A 20204-nucleotide genomic window follows, 5' to 3' on the forward strand; every position below is an offset into this window, starting at 1 on the left:
TGCTAGCGCATGGCCTGGCGTTCCTCGGCGCCGTTAAAATACTGGTAGACCCAGCCGATGGTCTCGTCTTCGGCCCAGACGCCCGCGAGCTCACCGTCGTTGAGGATCTCCAGGAGCTGCAGTAGCGCCGGCCGCCTAGGCCACAGCGCGGATGCCGGGTCGCGGCGATCGAACAGCACCTTCACTTCTGTGGACAGCTCGTCGAAGACGGACTCGAGGTAGATGCGGTAGCCGTTGGGCAGTGTTGCCAGGCCTGTGGCCAGCATCGTGAACTCGGCGTAGCCCGATGAAGACTCGCCCTTGCTGACACACGGCTGGACCAGACCCCGCACCTCGAGCATCTTCAGCGCTACGAACCGGTTCAAGGTTGTGAATGCGGCGTCCCGCACGTAGTCGGCTATGGCATCGGTTGCGGCCAGGCCGGCGGCTTGCTTGTGCTCGATGGCGGCGACGATCCGTTCGCGCAGCCGACGTTGAGCCGGGCTCAAGTGTCCGCCGCCGCTGCGCAAGTTCCCCGCGTTCACGAGGACGTCGAACTCCCCCTCGAGCTGGGCGGCGAAGTCCTCCCCTAGCAGCCGTCGTGCTCGTTGCGTTGCGGACTCGATGAGACCACGTGCAGCTCTATCCACGTCGACACCTGACCGCTGTCCGGATCATGAGGAAATCACGACCTTCTTGCCGGTGCCGATCATGCCCAGGATTTCCTCGCGTAGTCCGTCCAGCGCCGCCTTCAACTGCTCTTCCGTCTCGATCCCGCCGGTGAAGAAGGGGCGGATGTCGAGAGAGACGAGCCGCTCGCCTTCGAGAATCTGCTGCATGCGGTAGATTGCAGCGCGCAGCCTGGCTTCACTGGCGTCGCGTTCGGAACGGAGCAGCGAGATCGGAGCGTCTGCCGGTTGGGGTAGTCGTCCTGCGAGCAGGGGCCCGGCGAGGTCTTGCCGCGTCTCCTCGGGCAGGTCGTGCCAGCCGGGTTCGTCGGTCAGCTCCTTGTACGCGGCCGCGTAGGCGTTAATACGCTCCCGCTGGGCCTCCTCGAAGAGCCGTTGGTACTCGGCCTCGATGGCCTGGGCGTGCTGATCGATCTCGGGCAGGCTTCGGAAGAACGACTCCCGTTCGAGGAGATCCGTGAGCTCGGCGGCTCGGTCCTCCAGATTTTCCTTGAGGGTCGGCTCGCTGCGCAGTACTGGCCACATGTTACGAATGGCACGACGGGCTCGGGCAAGATCGTGAAGGCGGAGTTCCGTCAGCGCACTGCGCAGTTCGCCGGCGCGCTGGATCGCCTCCTTGATGACGCGGTGGCTGGCGTTGAAGGCCAGGATCGCGCTGTCGGTGGTGCCAGACTTGATGACCTTCATCTCGCCGAGTGCCTTTTCGAGCGGACCTTCACCGGGAAGGCGATGGCGGAGTAGGAGGTCTCGCGCTTCGCTAACCGAATCCTGATGGTCGTCGATCTGACGACGGATCTCATCGACGATGGCCGTTGACGAGGTTATGTCAGTCACCTCGCGGCCGAACGTGTCCTGGAATGCCTCGGCGGCGCGGAGCTTGTCCTTGGTCTCAATGCCACGGCGGGGCCTGAAGGATGCTTGCCGGAACTGGTTGTTGTTGCTGAGGGCGTCCTTGGACTCCGGGCTCGGGAGCGGATCGAGGACGTGACCCTTGCTGGTTGCCTCGATCCGCTCGTCTCGCATCAACGCGAGGACGAGCAGTCGGACGACTTCGAAGTCCCAGCCGTAGGGTTCCTTCCTCAGCTCAGCCTCGAGGTAGCGTCCGTTGGCATTGTCGCCATACTCTGCACGGTCTTCGATGCGCTGGAGGATCTCATGTAGTGGTCCACCATCGACAATGAAGGTGGTCGTCCCGCCGTCGGTGCGGACCAGGCCGAGGTCCCTGAACACCGCGGGCAGTCCCTGGAGGTTGTGGGCGGTCAACAGGGCATCGGCGCCCTTGCGGGCGTCCGTCGCCTTGGCTGCGGCCTCACTGAATCGGTGGTACACATCCGGGAGCACGGCACCGAGGATCTCCGTGGCGGCCTTGCCGACGTCGGCGACGCCATCGCTCGGCCCTCGGTCGTTCCCTCGGAAGTAGGCTCGGCCGCTGAGGCATGCGGTCCTGAGCAGGCGGCGTAACTCGTTCTGGTGCGTGCGGAGTCGTGAGCGCTCCTCGGCCATGAGCGCCGGCGTGTCTTCGCCCTTGGTCTCGCGCTCCTTGTGTTCGAGCATCCTGCGGGATCGGAATAGCTCGACCATCTCGTGGTCGATCGCCCTGCTCAAGGGCACCGCCCAGAAGACGTTCTCGGTCTGCTGCCTGCTGCGGGATCGCAACTCGTAGGCTAACGACTCGAACTCTGCGCCTTCGTCGGCGAGCTGAAGCGAGAAGACGAGGTCACCACCCCTGGCTTCGCGACCATGAATGGCCAGGCCGGCCTTGAAGATCTTCGCGTCGGCAAGGGTGAAGGTCGGCTGCGGCTTCCAGAACTCCTGCAGGAGCTCGACGTAGAGGCGATGTGCGTCGCCTGGCTGGGGTGCGATGCGGTTACGGACGCGCTCCCAGTCATCCTCAGCCGGGGTCGGAATGCGGTAGCCGTCATCGCCGCGGCGGACCTTGTGAGTCCGCTCCAGCTCCTCAAGCGCCTCCCGCACGTCGGCGAGCGGCGAGTCGCCGGTGACCCTGCTCACCAACGCTGCGGCGATGTTCTCCGGGCTTCGGTGCACACTGCGTACGTACTGCAGCAGGCAGATCGCCTTGGCAACTGCGTGGGCGTAAGGGTGGGTCAGTTCGCGCGGGATCGCGGCGATCTTTGCCCGAATCTCGGACCCGATGTTGTTTTCGACAAGGTCGTAGATCTGGTCGAGGCGTACCAGGCTCCCCACCGGTTGGTCGGCGATGTTGACGGCAGGGTGGATGAGCAGCTGTTGCGCGAGCTTGATGATGGTTCGGTTGGCACCGCCGACGCTCCGATTCGCCCCGCCTTGGGTGCGTAAGCCGGACACGATCTGGATGATGAGGTCGACCTGGTACGGGACCAACGGGTAGAGGTTCGTGAATGAGTCCCGGGTCAGTTCCGGCAGTCGGATCTCGGCGGTGAGCCGGGTGTTTTGGGTGAGCCGGGCGCGGTGCTCGTCGAAGAGCTTGCCCAGGCTTGTCTCGGCTGCGGCGTTCTTGGTTAGCACGCGCTTGCTGGTTACCTCCGAGATGTCGGACGGCTCAAGGTGCACCTGCAGCGGGAACCGGTCTCTGAGGCGGGCGAGCTCGATCCTTGTTCCCTCCAGGCCGCTCACGAGGTCGTCGAGCTTCTCCTGGGACGTGACGACGATCCAATGTTTGCCGCGGCCCTTGACGCCGATCTGTTGGACCACCGCTTGAAGGTCGAGCATTTTTTGGACATCGCGGGCGACGAATTGGCCGACTTCGTCGATGACGAACAGGAGTGTGTATCCCGGCCGTCGACGTCTCATCAGCTCGGTTGCACGATCGGCGAGCTTGCCCGGTGTGATGTCGGCTCGGTTCTTGGCCGCGCGGACCCATGAGTCCGCTATCGGGAAGGTTTGAGGCTGCAGGCTGTGCATGACCTGGCTGGCCTCGCTGGCCGAGAAGGCCACCTTTCCCTTCTCTTCGTTCCAGTCTTTGCCGAAGATTCGGGCGTACTCCGCCTCGAATCTCGGGAGTTCGTCCTTCTCTTCCAGCGTGATCTCCAGCTCCGCAAGATCGAGGTCGGTGGCGTAGCCGAGGCTATGCAGAAGCTGCCGGTACATGATCTCGGTGATGGACTGGTTACCGCTGCGGATGCCTCGATCCGTGGAGACATCGAAGATCACGGTGTGTGTGGGAATCCGCTCGCTGATGGTGGACAACAACACCCGCAACCGGTTGTCCCCGCCGGCTCGGTCGGCGAACCGCTCCGCGGCGCCCTTGCCGTCGATCATTCGGTTCTCGATGGACAGACCGAGGATCTTCGCGAAGCTCGACTTGCCCGAGCCGAAGAACCCCGAGACCCAGACAGCGATCCCCTCATGCGGCTTGTTCGGCGTCTCCTGGTAGGTGTCGAGGATCTCCGTGTAGTGCCCACGGATCACGTCCGTGACGACGTACTCGTTGAGTTCGTCGCGGATGATCTGTTCGTTGGTTTGGTCGACCTTGATGACCTCTTCGATCTTCCGGTCGATGTCCCCCGCGAACAGGGTCCTAATCGTCACAAGGCATCGCCCCCATCAGAAGACCTTGAGTCGGTAGTTGCGTTCGGGGTCAAGAACGCCCATGAAAGACAGTGAGGTGCCGTCGAGACGGCCCGGATAGAACAGCACCGTCGGCACGTGGACGTGGCCCTTGAGCTGTTCGAGCAACGCCGAGGTCCGGTACATCGGGAACAGCGCACCGGCACGCAGGATCAGGACGATATCGCGGGTCGGGTCCGGGTTCTCTGGCATCCTGGCCGCCACGTGGTCGACAAGGGGCGAGTACTCCCAGAGAACGGCATGGACTGTCTCGACCACCGTCTCGGCGCCAGCCGCGCGTTCCGCTTCGAACCATTGGTCAAGGGGGCGCTGGGAGCGCATGGCCTCGTCCAAGCACTCGGCGAGAGAGATACGCCGGACGCGTTTGCCCTTCTGGGACAACCTGGTCTCGAGCATCGCGACTTGCACACGCAGGCGAAACTCTTCCTCGGGGTCGTAGACGAACAGCGCGCAGGGCATATCGCTATAGGCGCTTAACCCCGCCGCAGCTGGGTCATTCTGTTCAAGGATAGGTTCAATCGACTTCCGCAGGCGCTCGTCGAGCGTGCTCACGCCACCATCCTTTCGGCGTATCCGGCCGAACTCTCGCAGGGAAGAGAGAGATGGACGATACTACCCGCGACCTGGTAGTCCAGCTTCTTGAACTGATGCAGACGGTAGATCTCCTGCTCAACATCTGACGGCACCATTAAGAACAGCCGCCAGTCCGACGCGCTTGTGATCTTGGCAGGTGTGATGCGTTGGTCGCGCAACGCATGAAGGAGATATAGGAAGCTGCGCTCCGGCAGATGGTAGGAAGCGAACTCCTTGATCCCACCACCGCGCACTAGGCCGAAGTCTGCCGCGATCCGCAACAGCCCACTTGCGACACGCTTGGTCGTCGCCTCGGTCCAGGCGTGCTCCATCTGGGCGCCGCGTTTGTCGATCTCCGCCAAGTAGGAAAGCACATCGTCCGGTCGGATCCGGAAGGCACCGTCTTCGTAGGCCGGGTAGAGCCAGTTCTGCAGAAAGTCTCGGACGAGGAACTCGTCGCGGGTCATGTGCCAGAGCAGGATCGGCTTCCACTCGGCGAGATCACAGCCACTCTTCGCGAGATGCACGAGTGGCCGGTCGCGGCCGGCAGGGTCGAAACGCCTGTTGATCACCTTGGCCACATCACGCAGCCAGGTCACGCTCTTGGCGCCGATGAAGTTTTCGGCGCGTAGCCGATCAAGGTTGGCCTTCTTCGACATCTCGAAGTCCCAGCCCGCCAAGACCGCATAAGTCTCGTCGATCATGGTCCCCTTCACGACCGTGAACGACGATGCCACGCTCGCTCTCTCGGTCATTTCGGCAACCCGGCATACGGAGCCACCAGCTCCCCGGGCGCGCCGTGCGCGAAGCCGAGCGCGAGCTGTGCGACCTCAGAGACTGAGCCCGCGAACGCCGTGGCGACACGTACGCGGGGACCGTCGACGCGACGCTCCAAGCGTGAGTGAGCCTCCAGGTCCGCCTCGGAGACCGCACCTTCACTCAGGAGCACGCTAACGAGATCACCTTGTGGCCTCTGCAATCGAAGGAACAGATCACTCCAGTTCCCTGCGTTGTCGAGCCAGTCCTCCCATCGAGCGTCAAACTGTTCTTCAATCTCAGCGGGGAGTCGCCACAGCGTTACGCTCGTTGCCGCGACGTCGCCCAGTGGATCGAGGCGCTCGCTCGTGCGGTGCGAGGCGACGGCGAAGACCGACCGGGCCTGGGCGAAGAAGTGAGTGCGGGGGAACCCCCGCTTCAGTACCTGCGCACCGTCGGAGCCGAGCTGGGTGGTGTTCCACCACCGGCCAAGATCCATCTCACCGAACCGGGCAACGATAAGTCGGCGCTTCAGAAGCAGGTCCAGATCAATGTTTGACGTCGTTGTCACGCTGCATCCTTGATCCTCGGCCCACCATCATCTTCATGACACTAGTCCAGACGCTTCCGCCCCAAGACACGTACTGATGGTCGTGTCGCGGTCTGCAGAGAGCTTGGAAATCGCAATGCCCCCAAGAGACGCGGGTGCACTCATAGCGCGTTCCAACGCGTCCGCCGACGAACGCCTTCGACGAGGCTGGCGACTGACCGAGGACCCGGCGACAACCCACGACGGGTTGGCTGCCGCGGCCGGGCATTGAGCACGATTCGCCCCTTCATAGGTAGACCAGCTATCGCCCGCCCGCAGCGTTCGCCGGATAGGGCTGGTTCGAGTCGATGGGACATAGCCGCGATTCGGGCGTTGGATCACATAAGCGGCATTTCGTGACCATGGATGGGCACTCCCAGCAGGTTTCCGACGCCCGCCCTGCGGTCAGGCGGCCAAGGGATGCCCTTTGAACACCCAACGGCGGTGCCAGTCCAGATGCTGTTCGGCCGGCATGACCGTGCCGGGGCGGCCGCGTACGGTGCCGCCGTGGAGGTCGTAGAGCGCCCGACCGGCCGTGGTGCGCGCGGTGTAGGTGGCGGACACCAGGATCCGCAGGTTCAGGTCCAGGCCGAGTGCGCCCCGGTCGAACAGCTTGTGGTGCAGGGTGCATAGCGCCAGCCCGTTGTCCGGCTCGTCCGGGCCGTCGAGCGCGAACCGCGTACGTGCGCGACGTCGATGCCGACCGTCGCGCCCAGGATCTGGCCGTCGAACCCGCAGAACGCGCACTGCCGGTCCCACACCTGGATGATCGCCTCACGCCAGAGGGGATCGCGGCGCCGCTGGCTGATGCCGGTGGGGTCGGGCACCGTATCAATGACATGCAGGACGGTCTCGGGGTCCAGGCCCACCGCGGTCAGGACGTCGGGTGCGACGGTGTCCGGAAAGTGGCTGTCCACCAGCGCCCGCGCCGCGGAGGCGAGCAGCCCGGGGTCCTCGGCGAGGATCTTTTCCATCTGCGAGGTGAAGCTGCCCGTCACTTGCCCGGACGTCAGTGGGCCGACTTTGTCCATCGGGACGTCGCGGTCCAGCACCCAGATGAAGTCCTACCGTAGCCGGGTGAACGGGTACGCCGCGCTCTGGCTGCGGCTGGTCCGCGACGCCGGCCCGAACTCCGCGAGCACATCACCGAGCTGGGCCTGACTCTGGCTCCAGGGCAGAGCACTGGAATCCGTCAGTAAAGGGGGCTGCGGACACTCGTGTCGTGCGGGCTGTACTCGTTCGGCTCGCGGTCGGGCAGCGCGTCGATCGGGCTGTCGCAGTGGTCGACGTTCGGGCTGCCGGCGATGGCGTTCTTCGCCGGCTACCTGGTCATCTCGATCTTCGGGCGGGCGAAGGTGCAGTCGTTGGGGCAGGTGGATCACTCGGTTCGGCTGGGTGGGTTGATCTGCTTCGGCGGCATGCTCGGCGCGTGGGTCGTCATCATCGCGGCTACGGCGTTCCTGCGCTCCTGAACCGTCGCGGGCCGCCGTCACGGTGGTCACTGGGCTCCGAGCCGCTGTGTAGTGGCCGGTGTGGAAGTGGCGCGGGCGGGTGAGCGGCCTCCTCGTACGGCGACATGCCTTGCCGTTGATGTTGTTGCTGGCCTGGTGTGGGTGACACTGGTGCGGTGCAGTTGTTGATCGCGCGGAATCCGGATCCGGAGTCCCGGCTGCCCTATCTGTTGCGGGTGCCGCTCGGCGCCGGTTTGGTGTTCCGGACCGCGGGGACTTGGCCGCGGACCAACGCGTTGTACTGCTACCCGGTACCCGACAGCGAGTGGCCTGCGCATCCGGAGATCGTGGAGCAGGTGCCGGTGCGCTCGTGTGCGCGCCGCGGCGCGGCCATCGACCTGGTGCTGGACCGGGCTCGGGAGAATCGTTCGCAGTTGGTGTTCACCACCGCGCGGGGGCGTGAGGCGGTGTTCTGGCAATCGGCGCGCACTCGCAAGCAGGCGCGACCGAACGTGCGGACACCGACCGCGCGGGCGGCCGGCATCGCCGAGTTGGAGATCGTGGTCGACTCGCACGAGCAGTACCCGTACCGGTTCACGGGCCAGCAGGTCCGTACCGTGCGCCGGGCTCTGCCGTGTGGCGACTACGGCCTGACCCTGAACGGGCGGCTGGTCGCCGCGGTTGAGCGTAAGTCGATGGTGGATCTGGTGGCCAGCTTGACCGGCGGCAAGCTGCGGTACGCGCTGGCCGAGCTGGCGGCGTTGCCCCGCGCCGCGCTGGTGGTGGAGGACCGTTACTCGCAGATCTTCACCCAGCAGCGGGTCCGCCCCGCGGTGGTGGCCGACGGCCTGGCCGAACTGCAGGTGCGCTGGCCGAACGTCCCGATCGTGTACGCCGAGACGCGGCCGCTGGCCGAGGAGTGGACCTACCGGTACCTCGCCGCCGCGCACGCCTGGGCCGCCGACGAGGACGCCGCCGTGACCCGGATCGGCCCGCAGGTCACCGACCTCGGCCGGGCCCCGGCTGCGCCCGCGCCATCCACGGCCGAGATCCGCGCCTGGGCTCGCGAGCACGGCCACCCCGTCCCCGATCGCGGCCGGCTCCGGCCTGAGATCGTCGATGCCTGGCATGCCGCGCACCCGCCAGAGCCCGAGGGCGCCACCCCGGCTTCGTGACTCGGCGTGACGACCGGAGCGCCACGCGGCCGGACGACAAGACCGCTCGGGGCGGTGGCTCGGCCGGGTTGTGGTTACGGTCGGCGTTGGCCGTACGAATTGGGGTGGGTTCGTGTTGGAGATCGATCAGTTTGATCTCGAGGAGATAGCGTTCGCGCTGTCGGATCAGAACGTGTACGACGAGCACCTGCACCTGGTTGATCCAGCGACCGGGGAGATCGTGCTGTGGACCCGGGACGGCGGTGTCGATGGAAAGACGCCGGTCGACCTCGACGATCTGGATCTGGTGGCGATCGATCCGCTGCCTTCGTACGTCTGGTACGAGGACATGGCCGACTTTGCCGAACTGGTCAGCGACGACCACGCCGCCCGTCGGCTTGCCCGCGCGATCAACGGCCGGGGCGCGTTCCGCCGGTTCAAGGACGAACTGCACGAGGAGTATCCGCACCTACTACCCGTCTGGTATGCGTTCCGGGACACCCGAGCCGCCCGCCGAGCGGTCGACTGGCTGCTCGACGCCTCCCTGATCAGCCAGGACGATGCGGACCGCTTCCGGGCTGCGCACCCGGATCCGCCCGTGCCGTGACGGCCGGCGCCACCGGCAGACCGCATGAGTGACGACGGGCTTGTTTGCCGCGCCGAACTTGAGCGTGCTTTCGCCGCGCTCGGGGATCGGCTTGTCCGGAGGCGTCGTAGTCGACCTGTTCGTTGTTGGCGGCGAACCCCAACCGGGCTACTTGCGTACGCTTTTGAGCGCTGCCGAACAGCGCGGTCAGTTGCGGGCCGGTGCCCCGCAACATTTCTTGTACTTGCGTCCCGAATCGCACCAGCACGCACCGTTACGCTCGGGCGGCCAGAGCCGTACCCGATTGGGCCGTGCCGTGGTGCACCATTCGCCATAGTCTCGGCGGGTCGACGGGGCGGCCGGATCGCGTTGCTGCGCCTTCGCGTACGCCTCGTAGTCGGTAAGGCTGCCGGTGACCAGACGAACCCGAGTCGCGCCCGACTCTTCGTACACGCGGGCCTCCCGCTGGATCCGCCCTGCGTACGTCTCGTAATCGTCGCCGTAGCGGGCCCTCGATTCGGGCCAGCGGGAAAGGACCGCGCGGAAGTCCTCTCGAGTCCACCGCAGGACGATCGCGTCGAACGCCCCGTCACCGTGGGATGCGTCGACATCACTGTCCGGCCGGAGAGGACCCAGCCGCTCGCGCATCATCGCCGTGAGCTCCGCAACCGACGAGTCGGCCTCCGCGTACGCTGCGAGATCCTCCTTGTCGAGCTCTATGCCCAGCTTCTCCCGTAGGTAGCAGCGGCTGATGAGGAGCCCGCGCCGGAGCTCTTCCGCCTCGGGGTCGTCGCCGGCTTCGGCGGCCCGGTCCAATCCGGCCTGGCACCATTCGAGGGCCAACTGATCTTGACCGGCGTCGGACAGCATTTCCGTCATGTCGTCGAAGATCCGCACGGCGCCAAGACCACCGGGCTGGTCGTCCAGTTCCGCCCGGAGAGCACGCTGGACCTCGTCCGCTTCCTGGTCACGACGCAGCGCGTAGAGCTGCTCCGCGATGCCGACCTGGGCGTCCCGGCCGGACTCGCCCCCGAAACCCGCGGCCCGGAGGAACAGTTCCAGCGCCTGCTCGATGTCACCGCCGCTGCGGGCAATCGACCACCCGGCATCCACCAACGCCCGCGGCTCATCGGGATCACCCGCATGATCAGTGGCCCACTGTTCACACTCGGCCGCGGAAGGCTCACGCCGCAGATCGGCGAGGAAAGCCTCGTACGCGGTGCGTGCGAAATGACGTGCCGAAGGACTACTCACGCCGGCAACCTACCGGGCGACTCGGGCGCAGGCGGTTGGTGGGTGGGCTCGGGACAGCAAGAGTTCACCTGTCATCGCCTGTACGGGTGTCGTCGCGCATCGCCGCCCACGTCAGGTATGCGGAGGCAACGGCCCCACCGGCGAGGAGCACGATCGCTACCGCCTTCAGCACTGGGCATACCCGCCCGATGGAGCGCGGGAAATCAGTCCTCGCCTCGCCCTACGACGTGGCGGCGTCGTGCCCAGGGTTCGGACCGGGTTTTGCGCGGCCGGCGGCGTCGGCGCGGGTGGGGCGGGTCACGACGTTCACTTCACGATGCGGACAGGACATCGACCACGGCTCGGACCGGTCCGAGCACATCAAGCGCCTTCGCGTACGCCATGAGGTCGGCGATCCGGGCGTCACGTCGGGACAGGTAGCGGCGCATGGCGACGTGCGCGACCGATTCTCCGAGCTTGTGCCGCATGCGCACCAGGTCGACGACGGTCCGGCCCGGCGAGTAGATCCTCGCCCGCTCCCCCGGCGCCACCTCGACCGTGTCCAGACCCAGCTCGAACGTCGTCGGGTCCCAGAGGAACACCTCGACCGGTGGGTGGTCGAGCTTCGGCGGCCAGGTCCGGCGCGGCACGGCGATCTGAACGGCCATGGGGATCTCGTCGGTCAGATCATGCACTGCCGCGGCCGACAGCAGGCACACCACTGCCCGCGGAGCCCGCTGCGAAATTGCCAGCAGGTCCGGGTACGTGGCCGCCGGCGCATCCGTCCGACGAAAAACCCCTCGGGACAGCTCGACGAGTTCGCCACCGTCGCGAGCCGCGTACAGGTCGCGTGGGTGCACCCCAGCGGCCCGCGCCTGTCCCGTTGTGAAGGTCGGTGGAAGTCTCACCCGCTCCTTGCTGGTCTTCGCGGCCTTGGCGATGCGAGTGAGAAGTTGCTCGGCTTCGAGCGCGACTCGCGGCCCGGCCACATCCGTGAGGTGGTCGACAACAGCCTGCGCAACCTCGGCATCGACCCGATCGACCTGCTCTACCAGCACATCCCGGGCCCGGCCGTGCCGATCGGGGACGTGGTCGGCGTGATGGCCGAGTTCGTCGACGCCGGTAAGGTCCGGTTCCTCGGCTTGTCCAATGCCGACCCCGACGTCATTCGCCGGGCGCATGCCGTGCACCGATCGCCGCGCTGCAGCACGAATACTCGATCTTCGCGCCGCACGAGGCCGAGTCGCTGTTCCCGGTGCTCGAGGAGCTCGGCATCGGCTTCGTCGCGCACTCGCCGCTGGCCCGCGGATTCCTCAGCGGTTCGGTCGTGTCCCGCGCGCACCTCGACGCCGGCGACCTCCCGCAGCGCCTGCCGTGGTGGCGGCCGGAGAACTTCGACGCGAACGTCGCCATCGCCGACGAGCTGACCAAGCTGGCCGCGAGCAAGGGCGTCAGCTTGGCGCAACTCGCGCTGGCTTGGCTGCTGGCGAAGAAGGACTACATCGTCCCGATCCCCGGTTCCCGCAACCCCGGTCGCGTCGCGGACAACATCGCCGCGGCCGAGCTCACCCTGACCGCCGACGACCTCGCCCGGATCGCCGAGATCGCCCCGGGACGGTGCCCGGGGCGGACGACTCGGCTGACGCTGGAGCCCGAGCGGTCAGATCGGGAAGCGGCCGCGGCGCCAGTGCCAGTGGCGGCCCGACCGCAGGTGGTCCACGACGGCGCGCTCGAGCACCGTCCGGCGCGGCAGTTCGTCGAGCGGCGTGGTCAGGGTACGGAACACGAATCGCCGCACCTCGACGTCGGCGTCCGGCCCGTCCCCCTCCTCGTACGGTTCCAGCGTGAACCTCCGCTGGAACCGTACGATGTTGGAGTCTTCCGGCAGGTATTCCCGCAGTTGCGGGTCGAGGAGCCACGAGCCGCAGGAGAAGGCCGTGTAGTGCTCGTCGGGGAAGTGGCGCGGGAAGAACGCGCGGGCCTCGTCGAGCGACGCCTCGATCGTCGACGGGCTCAGCGGGCCCGCCTCGGGGATGTGCAATCCGATGGCGGTGCCGCCGCGCTCGTGCTGCAGCCGGCCCAGCTCGTAGAGGCCGCCGCGCGCGTGCAGGGTCAGCCAGCCCTGCATGACCGGCCAGCCCTCGCGGTGCATCCGCCGGTCGATCGCCAGGTTGCGGCCCAGGTCGGCGAGGGTCGCCCAGGAGACGGCGTCGGCGATGCCGTGCTCCCGGTGGTAGTCGCGGACGACGTCGACCAGGGCGAGGTACGCGTACCCGTAAAGATGGCGCCAAGCGAGGCCACGCTCGCGCGGCAGCGACGGGCCGGGCGACAGCCAGTCGTGGCCCCCGAGATCGGCGCGGACCAGGGCGATCGAGCGGTCGAGCAGCCAGCGGAGCTCGGGCGTCCACAAGGGAGAATCCGGGTCGGGCCAGCCCGCCAGGATCTCGGCGGCATCCTCCGGCCGGACCGCGAGGCGGTCGAGGAGCGCGGGCGCGTCGGCCTTGGCGGGCAGCGGAGCCGACGGCCGGTCGCCGGCGAGCCGGTGCACCCGCTCGACCTCCTCGACCGGCGCCCCGAGCCGGGCAGCGGTGTCATCCAGATCCACACGCGCGACCTTAGCGCCTGTGTCGAAGCGGGAGACGGGCTGCGGCGTCGCCCAGGCGTCGTCTGGGCGCACGCCGTGAACACCCGAATACAACCCCGGTATTCGGGCGCCCGCGGCGCGTACCCAGACGACGCCTGGACCTCGCCTCGCTCCGGCTCCCGCTTCGACACAGGCGCTACCGGCGGATCGTGCCGATCAGGAGGACGGCGGCGCCGGCCAGGCAGAGGATGGTGCGGGCGTGGTTGGCCGGATTCCAGGCGGCCAGGTATCGCGCCCAGGTGATCGCGTCCGCGTTCAGGCGGTTGTTCAGCGGAACATTGATCACCGCGGTGACGCCCAGCGCTCCGATGAGGGTCAGGGCCGCGCCGATCAGCAGCCACGCGGCGCCGGGCTGCGACCAGGTGGTCAGGGCTCGAACGATCATCGCGACGCACAGCACCGAGACGGCGGACAGGGCGAGCATGAGCGGCGGGCGCTCGGCGGTGACGTTCATCGAGCGCATCGCGGCCGCGCCGGCCGGCTCGGGCAGCCGCTCCAGGCCGTTCATCACGAACGAGGAGAAGGCGAAGAACACGCCGGCGAACAGGCCACTGCCGACGATGGTGGCGGCGGCGAGGACATCCCAGGCACGAGTCATGAGTCCATGTCACCGCAGGTCGATGAGCCGATCCATGCGGCGGGCACCCGATTCCATACGCGAGCGTCTACGCTCGGGCGTATGGACCCGGTGGGCGGCCTGCTCGACCCGCGGGCGCGGGGCGCGTTCATCCTCCGCTCGCTGATGTCCGCGCCGTGGTCGCTGCGGATCGAGGACGAGGCGCCGCTGAGTCTGGTGGCGGTCGTGCGGGGGTCGGCGTGGATCGAGGCGGGCACGGCGGCGACCGAGATCGTGCCGGGCGACGTGGCGGTCGTGCGCGGTCCGCGGCCGTACCGGGTGGCCGATTCCGCCGCCACCGCGCCGCAGGTCGCGATCGGGCCGAACCAGGTCTGCCGGCCGATCGACGGCGTGGCCGGCGCGCGCCCGATGGGTCCGCTCGGGCTGCGGTCGTGGGGTAACGACCCGGCGGGCGGCACGATGCTGCTGACCGGCACCTACCACTCGCCGGCCGAGATCAGCCGGTCCCTGCTGTCGGCGTTGCCCGAGCTGGTGGTGCTGCGGCCGGGCGAGTGGGATTCCGGGCTGGTCCGGCATGTCATCCACGAGGTCGACCGGGACGCTCCGGGCCAGGAGGTGGTGCTGGACCGGCTGCTCGACCTGATCCTGATCACTGCCGTACGCACCTGGCTGGCCCGGCCGGAGGCGCGTCCGCCGCGCTGGTACACCGCGCAGCAGGATCCGATCGTGGGCGCCGCCCTGACCCGCATCCACGCCCGGCCGGAGCGGGCCTGGACGGTGGCCACGCTGGCCGGCGAGGCCCGCTGCTCGCGCGCGGCCCTGGCCCGGCGGTTCACCGAGCTGGTGGGCGTGCCGCCGATGACCTATCTGACCGAGTGGCGGCTCGCCTGCGCGGCCGACATGCTGCTGCGCAGCGACGCGACCTTGGAGACGATCGCGCGGGCCGTCGGTTACGCCAGCCCGTTCGCGCTCAGCGCCGCCTTCAAACGAGTGCGTGGGGTGTCGCCGCGGGAACTGCGGTCAGTGCACCATCAGCGGCAGGACGGTGCGTACCTCGTCGGCCAGTCCGTCCAGGACTCGCTCGCCGTGCGCGGTGTAGGCGAGTAGCGCCCGCTGGAAAAGACCATCGAGCATGCCGTACGCCGCGGCCGGCGACACCGAGGGCCGACCCCCGGCGAGGGTGGCGTACCGATCGATCACCCGCCAGATCATGGCCTCGAGCCGGCCGCCGTACGCAAGATGCTCGACGTCAACCTGCTCGGCACCGCGCTCGGCCTCAAGCACGCCTTCCGCGCCATGCGGCCCGGCGGAGCGGCCGGCGCCGGTGGGGTGGTCATCAACGTCGCCTCGGTCGCCGCGACCATCGCGTTCCCGGCGATCTCGGTCTACTCGGCGACCAAGTCGGGCGTCGACCGGCTCACCCGGGTCGCGGCGATGGAGTCCGGCAAGCTGGGCTACGGCGTACGGGTGAATTGCATTTATCCCGGTCTTGTCCCCACCGCGATGGGGATCGGACTCGCCAACGATTGCGCCAGGATCGGACTTTTCGGCTCGCCCGAGGAGGCCGTCGGCGCCGTCGTCGAGCTCACGCCGTCCGGGCGGTTGGGCGAGGTGGGCGACATGGCCGACGCCGTGGTGTTCCTGGCGTCCGACGCCGCCCGCTTCATCAACGGTTGCGGCCTGCCGGTCGACGGCGGAATGGGGATGTGACATGGCCGCCAAGCCCGTCGTCGTGTACGGCGCGTCCGGCTACACCGGCCGGCTGATCTGCGAGTACCTGCGCGAGTACAACGTGCCGTTCATCGCGGCCGGACGCGACGGCGACAAGCTGCGGGCGTCCATGCGGGAGAACGTCGCCGGCATCGAGACCGCCGACTACGAGATCGTCGAGGTCGGGCACGACACCAAGCTACGAGGCGTGGGACCCCGAGGCCGGCCTCTATCAGCTGGTGCTGCCGGGTCAGCACGAGCTCGCGCTGGCGCTGCCGTGGGGCGGCACCTCGCACCCGGTCTGGTACCGCACCGACCCGCGGGTCGCCAACGTCAAGGTGCTCGGCGGCGTCTTCAACCGGGCGCTGATGAACGGCGTACCGCAGATCGTGGCGGCCGCCGTCGAGGCGACCAAGGACATGCACCCCGATGAGAGGTACGCGGCGCTCACCGCCACGGCCGCACAGGTGATGAACGTGATGCCGCCCCGGGAGAATCCGCGCCTGAACAAGTCGGTCGACTCGGTGCACGCCTCCGGGCCGCTCGGGCGCGCGCACTGCGTCATCTACGGCAACTCGAACTACAAGCAAACCGGACTGCTGCAGGCGTACGCCGCGTACCACCTGCTGCAGCGCCCGCCGCGACGGGTCGGCTTCGCCTCCGGTTGCCAGGCCTTCGGGCACCGCGAACTGCTCGGCGTGCTGGAGAGCTTCGGCCTGGTCCGCGAGCCCTCGGTCACGTGGACGACCTGGCCATGATCGTCGGGACCGGCGGGACCACCGGGCGGCCCAAGGGCGTCGAGCTCACCGGGGCCAACCTCGAGGCGATGACCGCGATCACGCTGATGAGCTACCCGTGGCCGGACCGGCCGGTCTATCTGGCGCTGGCCCCGCTCACCCACGCCGCCGGCGTGCTGTGCTTCCCCGTACTGGCCAAGGGCGGCGAGATCGTCATCATGCGCACGCCCGACGTCGGCGCGTTCCTCGGGCTCGTCGAGCGGCACCGGGTGACGCACACCTTCCTGCCGCCGACGCTCATCTACATGGTCCTCGCGCATCCCGCGCTGGACGACACCGATCTCTCTTCACTGCAATGCTTCTGGTACGGGGCGGCGCCGATGTCGGCGGCCCGGCTCGCCGAGGCACTGCGCCGGATCGGGCCGATGGCGCAGCTCTTCGGTCAGACCGAGGCGCCGATGATGATCTCGACGATGGCGCCGGCCGACCACTACCTGCCCGACGGCAGCGTCGCGGATCATCGTCTCTCCTCGGCCGGGCGGCCGTCGCCGCTGGTCACCGTGGCCATCATGGGCTCGGACGGCGAGTTGCTGCCGCGCGGCGCCACCGGCGAGATCGTGGTGCGGGGTTCTTTGGTGATGCGTGGCTACCACCGCGATCCGGCGGCGACCTCGGCCGCCTCGGCGCACGGCTGGCACCATACCGGCGACATCGGCTACCTCGACGACGACAACTACCTGTTCATCGTGGATCGGGCCAAGGACATGGTGATCACCGGTGGCTTCAACGTCTACTCCACCGAGGTCGAGCAGGCGCTCATGCAGCACCCGGCGGTGCAGGACTGCGCGGTGATCGGCCTGCCCGACGACAAGTGGGGCGAGCGGGTGACCGCGATCCTTCAACTGCGCGCGGGCGCGACGGTGGACAAGGCGGAGGTCACCGCGTTCGTCAAGGAGCGGATCGGCAGCGTGAAGACCCCGAAGCAGATCGAGATCCGGGACGACCTGCCGCGCTCGAAGGTGGGCAAGGTTCTTAAGTCCGATTTGCGCGCCCGCCTGTCGGGATCATGACGCGTCGTGGAAGACGAGGCCGAGGGTGTGCCGGCGGCCCGAACGGACGGTGCTCACGCCGTGCCGCATCGGGGCGTTCGACCACCCCCGCTTCGTCGCCACCGGCCGGTCCCGGGTGGTGAAGACCAGGGCGTGACCCTGCGGCAGCGTGGTCGAGTGGCCGCGGGACTGTGCCCGCGGCCGCTGCTCGACCATCAGGAACTCGCCGCCGGTGAAGTCCACGCCCGGCTCGTCCAGGCCGACCACGACCTGCAACGGGAAGAGCATCTCGCCGAAGACGTCCCGATGCAGGGCGTTCCAGCCGCCGGGGCCGTAGCGCAGCAGGATCTGCGCCGACTTGTCCTGGCCGGCCTCGTGACACAGCTCGAGCCATTCGTCCAGGGTGTCCGGCCACGGGGCCGGGCGGCCGAGTTTGGCCGCCCAGTCCCGCGCGATCGGCAGCAAACGCGGATAAAAGGCCGACCGCAGATCCCGTACGAGATCGGGCAGGTCGTGGGTGAAGTAGCGGTACTCGCCGGAACCGAAGCGGAAGCGGGCCATGTCCACGGTCGTGCGGAAGCGGTCCGCCTCGTCGTAGAGCGCGGCGATCTCCCGGCACTGCTCGCGGGTGAGCACCCGGCCGGCCAGCGCACAGCCGTACTCGTCGAGGTCATCGATCATGGCCATCCTCAGAAGAGAGCGGGCTGCATGGCGCCCTCGTGGGCGAGCAGCCACATCTTGCGCTCGACACCGCCCGCGTAGCCGCGCATCGACCCGTCGGCGCCGATGACGCGGTGACACGGGCGCACCAGCAGCAGCGGGTTCGCGCCGATCGCCGCGCCGAGGGCCTGGATGCGGTCGCGGGGCAGGCCGAGTTGCGCGGCGAGGGCGCCGTACGTGGTGGTCGTGCCGTACGGGATCTGGTCCAGCTCGTGCCAGACCCGCCGCTGGAAGTCCGTGCCGCTCTCGGCGAACGGGATGTCGAACTCGGTGAGCACGCCGGCGAAGTACGCGTCCAGCTGCCGGATGACCTCGGCGAACGGCCCGGGGTCGCCGGCGGCCGGTGCCTTCGTCCGGCCGGGCATGGACAGCGAGGTGAGAACGGTTCCGTCACCCACCAGCAGCAGGTCGCCGAGCGGGCTCGCGATCGTGGTGTACGAAGTCATGCCTCAACTGTGCGGCGCGTGCGAGGCAAAAGCTGGCGGGATTCGGACATCACGCTGCGCGCGGGAAGTCGACCGTGATGTGCAGGCCGCCGTCCGGGCCAGGGCTAACGGAGAGTGGGGCGCGGTGGGCGTGGGCGATCGCGGCGACGATGGCGAGGCCGAGGCCGTGCCCGTCGGTCTGGTCCGTCCGGTCGGTGCCGAGGCGCTGGAACGGCTGGAGCAGGCGGTCGATTTCGGCCGCCGGGATCTCCGGGCCGGTGTTGGCGACCGTGAGCCGGCCGGCGGCGGTCGTGGCGATCTCGACGCTTCCGCCGGGGACGTTGTGCCGTACGGCGTTGACGACCAGGTTCGTGATCAGGCTCGCGGCCAGCGCCGGATCGCCGGTGACGGTCGCCGGGGCGAGCTGGGTGTCGACCCGGATGCCGTGGCGCGGCTGATCGAGCACCACCTTGGCGGTGAGCTCGGCCAGGTCGAACTCCGTCCAGCGGTCGACCCCCTGGTGTCCGTTGGCCAGCGTGAGCAGCGCGTCGATCAGGTGCTCCTGCTGCCGGCCGAGGTCGAGCAGTTCGCGGCCGGCCGCCCGGAGCGTGCCGGCGGTGGCGTCCGGGTCGGCCAGGGTGAGCTGCAACAGGGCTCGCTGCACGGTCAGCGGGGTGCGCAGCTCGTGCGAGGCGTTCGCGATGAACTGCCGCTGCGCGGTGAACGCCTGGTGCAGCCGGTACGCCAGGCCGTCCAGGCTGTCGGCGAGCTCGGCGAACTCCTCGTACGCGGCCGGCACGCGCAGCCGGCCGTCCAAGGTGTTCGCCGACATCGAGCGGGCGGAGTGGGTGATCGCCCGGAGCGGCCGCAGCGCCCGGCTCGCGATCAGCCGGCCGAGCGCGATCGAGGCGACGGCCACCACGACCAGGGCGACCGCGGAGAACTCGAGCACCGCGCCGAGGTTGCTGGTCGGGGCCGGCCGGCGGGTGTTGTCGCCGCCGCTGAACGCTCCGAGCGCGACCACGGCCACCAGCACCGTGCCACCGGCGAAGGCGAGCCCGGCGTGCAGCAGCGCGAGCCGGTTACGCAGCCGGGGGCGGGTCACCGCGCCTCGATCCGGTAGCCGCCCTCGCGGACGGTGTGGATGGCCGGCGGTTGGCCGAGCTTGGTGCGCAGCCGGCCGATCGTGGTCTTCACCGTGGTGGTGAACGGGTCGGCAGCGTCGTCCCAGACCCGCTCCAGCAGCTCCTCGGCGGAGACCACCCGACCGGCGGCGGCGAGCAGATACTCCAGGACCGCGAACTCCTTCGGGCTGAGGTCGAGCCGCCGGCCGGCGCGCGAGGCTACCCGCAGGTTCGGGTCCACCGTCAGGTCGCCGTTGTCGAGGATCGGGGGCAGCGCCGGGGTGCTGCGCCGGGCCAGCGCCCGCACCCGCGCCACCAGCTCGGCGAAGTCGAACGGTTTGGGCAGGTAGTCGTCGGCGCCGAGGCCCAGGCCCTCGACCCGGTCGCGGACGGTGCCGGCCGCGGTCAGCATCAGCACCCGGGTGTCCGCCCCGCCGGCGACGATCCGGCGGCACACCTCGTCGCCGTGCACGCCGGGCAGGTCACGGTCGAGGACCACGACGTCGTAGCGGGTGGCGGCCAGCTGCTCCAGCGCGGCGTGCCCGTCGAGGGCGGTGTCCACGGCCATCGCCTCGCGCCGCAGGCCGGTGGTGAGCAGCGCGTTCAGCGTCCGATGATCTTCGACCACGAGCACCCTCATG

Annotated in this window: 20 protein-coding genes and 3 pseudogenes; 9 read left to right on the forward strand and 14 right to left on the reverse strand. The window is 68.5% G+C overall.

The window, feature by feature from the left end; translation table 11 throughout:
- Positions 1-2 precede the first annotated feature (2 nt).
- From IH26_RS58765 to IH26_RS64315, 6 genes and pseudogenes are all read right to left on the reverse strand, one after another.
- Positions 3-629 carry a hypothetical protein gene (locus IH26_RS58765; RefSeq protein ID WP_157437600.1) on the reverse strand — a complete coding sequence of 209 codons (627 nt, stop codon included), beginning with the start codon at positions 627-629 and terminating at the stop codon, positions 3-5.
- A 24-nt stretch (positions 630-653) separates the two neighbouring features.
- Entirely contained in the window at positions 654-4196 is a 3543-nt protein-coding gene (gene brxC / locus IH26_RS0139195) for a BREX system P-loop protein BrxC (protein WP_030441358.1), read from the reverse strand.
- A 15-nt stretch (positions 4197-4211) separates the two neighbouring features.
- Positions 4212-4787, reverse strand: coding sequence for a BREX protein BrxB domain-containing protein (locus IH26_RS0139200; RefSeq protein WP_030441359.1), 576 nt, complete (start codon positions 4785-4787; stop codon positions 4212-4214).
- Entirely contained in the window at positions 4784-5512 is a 729-nt protein-coding gene (locus tag IH26_RS0139205; RefSeq protein WP_211268833.1) for a BrxA family protein, read from the reverse strand. Before IH26_RS0139205 ends, IH26_RS0139200 begins: the two co-directional genes overlap by 4 nt.
- A 47-nt stretch (positions 5513-5559) precedes the next feature.
- Entirely contained in the window at positions 5560-6135 is a 576-nt protein-coding gene (locus IH26_RS0139210; RefSeq protein WP_030441361.1) for a BrxE family protein, read from the reverse strand.
- A gap of 423 nt (positions 6136-6558) precedes the next feature.
- Positions 6559-7433: pseudogene (locus tag IH26_RS64315) on the reverse strand (phosphorothioated DNA-binding restriction endonuclease).
- Between IH26_RS64315 and IH26_RS61615 the strand changes: the two are divergent.
- The 3 genes from IH26_RS61615 to IH26_RS0139230 all read left to right on the forward strand — a co-directional run bounded on the left by IH26_RS61615 (position 7371) and on the right by IH26_RS0139230 (position 9365).
- Positions 7371-7625, forward strand: coding sequence for a hypothetical protein (locus IH26_RS61615; protein WP_051809303.1), 255 nt, complete (start codon positions 7371-7373; stop codon positions 7623-7625). The pseudogene IH26_RS64315 and the gene IH26_RS61615 overlap by 63 nt on opposite strands.
- Positions 7626-7780: 155 nt before the next feature.
- Entirely contained in the window at positions 7781-8779 is a 999-nt protein-coding gene (locus IH26_RS0139225; protein WP_030441362.1) for an ERCC4 domain-containing protein, read from the forward strand.
- Positions 8780-8891: 112 nt separating this feature from the next.
- Entirely contained in the window at positions 8892-9365 is a 474-nt protein-coding gene (locus IH26_RS0139230) for a UPF0158 family protein (protein ID WP_030441363.1), read from the forward strand.
- Between the two features lie 186 nt (positions 9366-9551).
- On the opposite strand, the gene IH26_RS0139235 is transcribed toward IH26_RS0139230, so the two are convergent.
- On the reverse strand, positions 9552-10598 hold the full coding sequence (locus tag IH26_RS0139235; protein ID WP_157437601.1) for an SEC-C domain-containing protein: 1047 nt from the start codon (positions 10596-10598) through the stop codon (positions 9552-9554).
- A 311-nt stretch (positions 10599-10909) separates the two neighbouring features.
- On the reverse strand, positions 10910-11635 hold the full coding sequence (locus tag IH26_RS63465) for a type IV toxin-antitoxin system AbiEi family antitoxin domain-containing protein (RefSeq protein WP_425394439.1): 726 nt from the start codon (positions 11633-11635) through the stop codon (positions 10910-10912).
- Here IH26_RS63465 and IH26_RS64900 point away from each other — a divergent pair.
- Both IH26_RS64900 and IH26_RS64905 read left to right on the forward strand, forming a co-directional pair.
- Positions 11576-11698 (forward strand): annotated as a pseudogene (locus tag IH26_RS64900) (aldo/keto reductase); the annotation flags it as partial. The gene IH26_RS63465 and the pseudogene IH26_RS64900 sit on opposite strands and share 60 nt — an antisense overlap.
- A 71-nt stretch (positions 11699-11769) precedes the next feature.
- Positions 11770-12171 (forward strand): annotated as a pseudogene (locus tag IH26_RS64905) (aldo/keto reductase); the annotation flags it as partial.
- A 66-nt stretch (positions 12172-12237) separates the two neighbouring features.
- Here IH26_RS64905 and IH26_RS0139250 read toward each other — a convergent pair.
- Both IH26_RS0139250 and IH26_RS0139255 read right to left on the reverse strand, forming a co-directional pair.
- Positions 12238-13182, reverse strand: coding sequence for an acyltransferase domain-containing protein (locus IH26_RS0139250; protein WP_030441367.1), 945 nt, complete (start codon positions 13180-13182; stop codon positions 12238-12240).
- 175 nt (positions 13183-13357) lie between these two features.
- Positions 13358-13819, reverse strand: coding sequence for an anthrone oxygenase family protein (locus IH26_RS0139255; protein WP_034216925.1), 462 nt, complete (start codon positions 13817-13819; stop codon positions 13358-13360).
- Between the two features lie 81 nt (positions 13820-13900).
- On the opposite strand from IH26_RS0139255, the gene IH26_RS0139260 reads away from it, so the two are divergent.
- From IH26_RS0139260 to IH26_RS0139275, 4 genes are all read left to right on the forward strand, one after another.
- Positions 13901-14905, forward strand: a complete 1005-nt coding sequence (locus IH26_RS0139260; protein ID WP_084599464.1) for an AraC family transcriptional regulator — start codon at positions 13901-13903, stop codon at positions 14903-14905.
- A gap of 132 nt (positions 14906-15037) precedes the next feature.
- On the forward strand, positions 15038-15508 hold the full coding sequence (locus IH26_RS0139265; RefSeq protein WP_245665890.1) for an SDR family NAD(P)-dependent oxidoreductase: 471 nt from the start codon (positions 15038-15040) through the stop codon (positions 15506-15508).
- Between the two features lie 239 nt (positions 15509-15747).
- Complete coding sequence (locus tag IH26_RS54545) at positions 15748-16266, forward strand: DUF5938 domain-containing protein (protein ID WP_211268837.1); 519 nt, start codon at positions 15748-15750, stop codon at positions 16264-16266.
- Positions 16248-17315, forward strand: a complete 1068-nt coding sequence (locus IH26_RS0139275) for an AMP-binding protein (protein ID WP_245665891.1) — start codon at positions 16248-16250, stop codon at positions 17313-17315. The genes IH26_RS54545 and IH26_RS0139275 overlap by 19 nt, the downstream gene beginning before the upstream one ends.
- On the opposite strand, the gene IH26_RS0139280 is transcribed toward IH26_RS0139275, so the two are convergent.
- The 4 genes from IH26_RS0139280 to IH26_RS0139295 are packed head-to-tail and all read right to left on the reverse strand — an operon-like array spanning position 17310 to position 20203.
- Positions 17310-17975, reverse strand: a complete 666-nt coding sequence (locus IH26_RS0139280) for a 2OG-Fe(II) oxygenase (protein ID WP_245665892.1) — start codon at positions 17973-17975, stop codon at positions 17310-17312. The two genes, IH26_RS0139275 and IH26_RS0139280, sit on opposite strands and share 6 nt — an antisense overlap.
- 8 nt (positions 17976-17983) lie before the next feature.
- A complete protein-coding gene (locus IH26_RS0139285; protein ID WP_030441373.1) occupies positions 17984-18460 on the reverse strand; it encodes a methylated-DNA--[protein]-cysteine S-methyltransferase in 477 nt (158 codons plus the stop codon).
- A gap of 49 nt (positions 18461-18509) precedes the next feature.
- Positions 18510-19544, reverse strand: coding sequence for a sensor histidine kinase (locus IH26_RS0139290; protein ID WP_030441374.1), 1035 nt, complete (start codon positions 19542-19544; stop codon positions 18510-18512).
- Positions 19541-20203, reverse strand: coding sequence for a response regulator transcription factor (locus IH26_RS0139295; RefSeq protein ID WP_030441375.1), 663 nt, complete (start codon positions 20201-20203; stop codon positions 19541-19543). The genes IH26_RS0139290 and IH26_RS0139295 overlap by 4 nt, the downstream gene beginning before the upstream one ends.
- Between the last annotated feature and the right edge of the window lies 1 nt (position 20204).

This window comes from Actinoplanes subtropicus (assembly GCF_000721705.1).
In the GTDB taxonomy this organism is placed as follows: domain Bacteria; phylum Actinomycetota; class Actinomycetes; order Mycobacteriales; family Micromonosporaceae; genus Actinoplanes; species Actinoplanes subtropicus.

Coding starts and splice junctions, on each gene's coding strand:
- IH26_RS0139280 (WP_245665892.1), bottom strand. CDS start 17,975: ATGATCGATGACCTCGACGAGTACGGCTGTGCGCTGGCCGGCCGGGTG.
- IH26_RS0139285 (WP_030441373.1), bottom strand. CDS start 18,460: ATGACTTCGTACACCACGATCGCGAGCCCGCTCGGCGACCTGCTGCTG.
- IH26_RS0139255 (WP_034216925.1), bottom strand. CDS start 13,819: ATGACTCGTGCCTGGGATGTCCTCGCCGCCGCCACCATCGTCGGCAGT.
- IH26_RS0139265 (WP_245665890.1), top strand. CDS start 15,038: ATGCTCGACGTCAACCTGCTCGGCACCGCGCTCGGCCTCAAGCACGCC.
- IH26_RS0139205 (WP_211268833.1), bottom strand. CDS start 5,512: ATGATCGACGAGACTTATGCGGTCTTGGCGGGCTGGGACTTCGAGATG.
- IH26_RS0139260 (WP_084599464.1), top strand. CDS start 13,901: ATGGACCCGGTGGGCGGCCTGCTCGACCCGCGGGCGCGGGGCGCGTTC.
- IH26_RS0139295 (WP_030441375.1), bottom strand. CDS start 20,203: ATGAGGGTGCTCGTGGTCGAAGATCATCGGACGCTGAACGCGCTGCTC.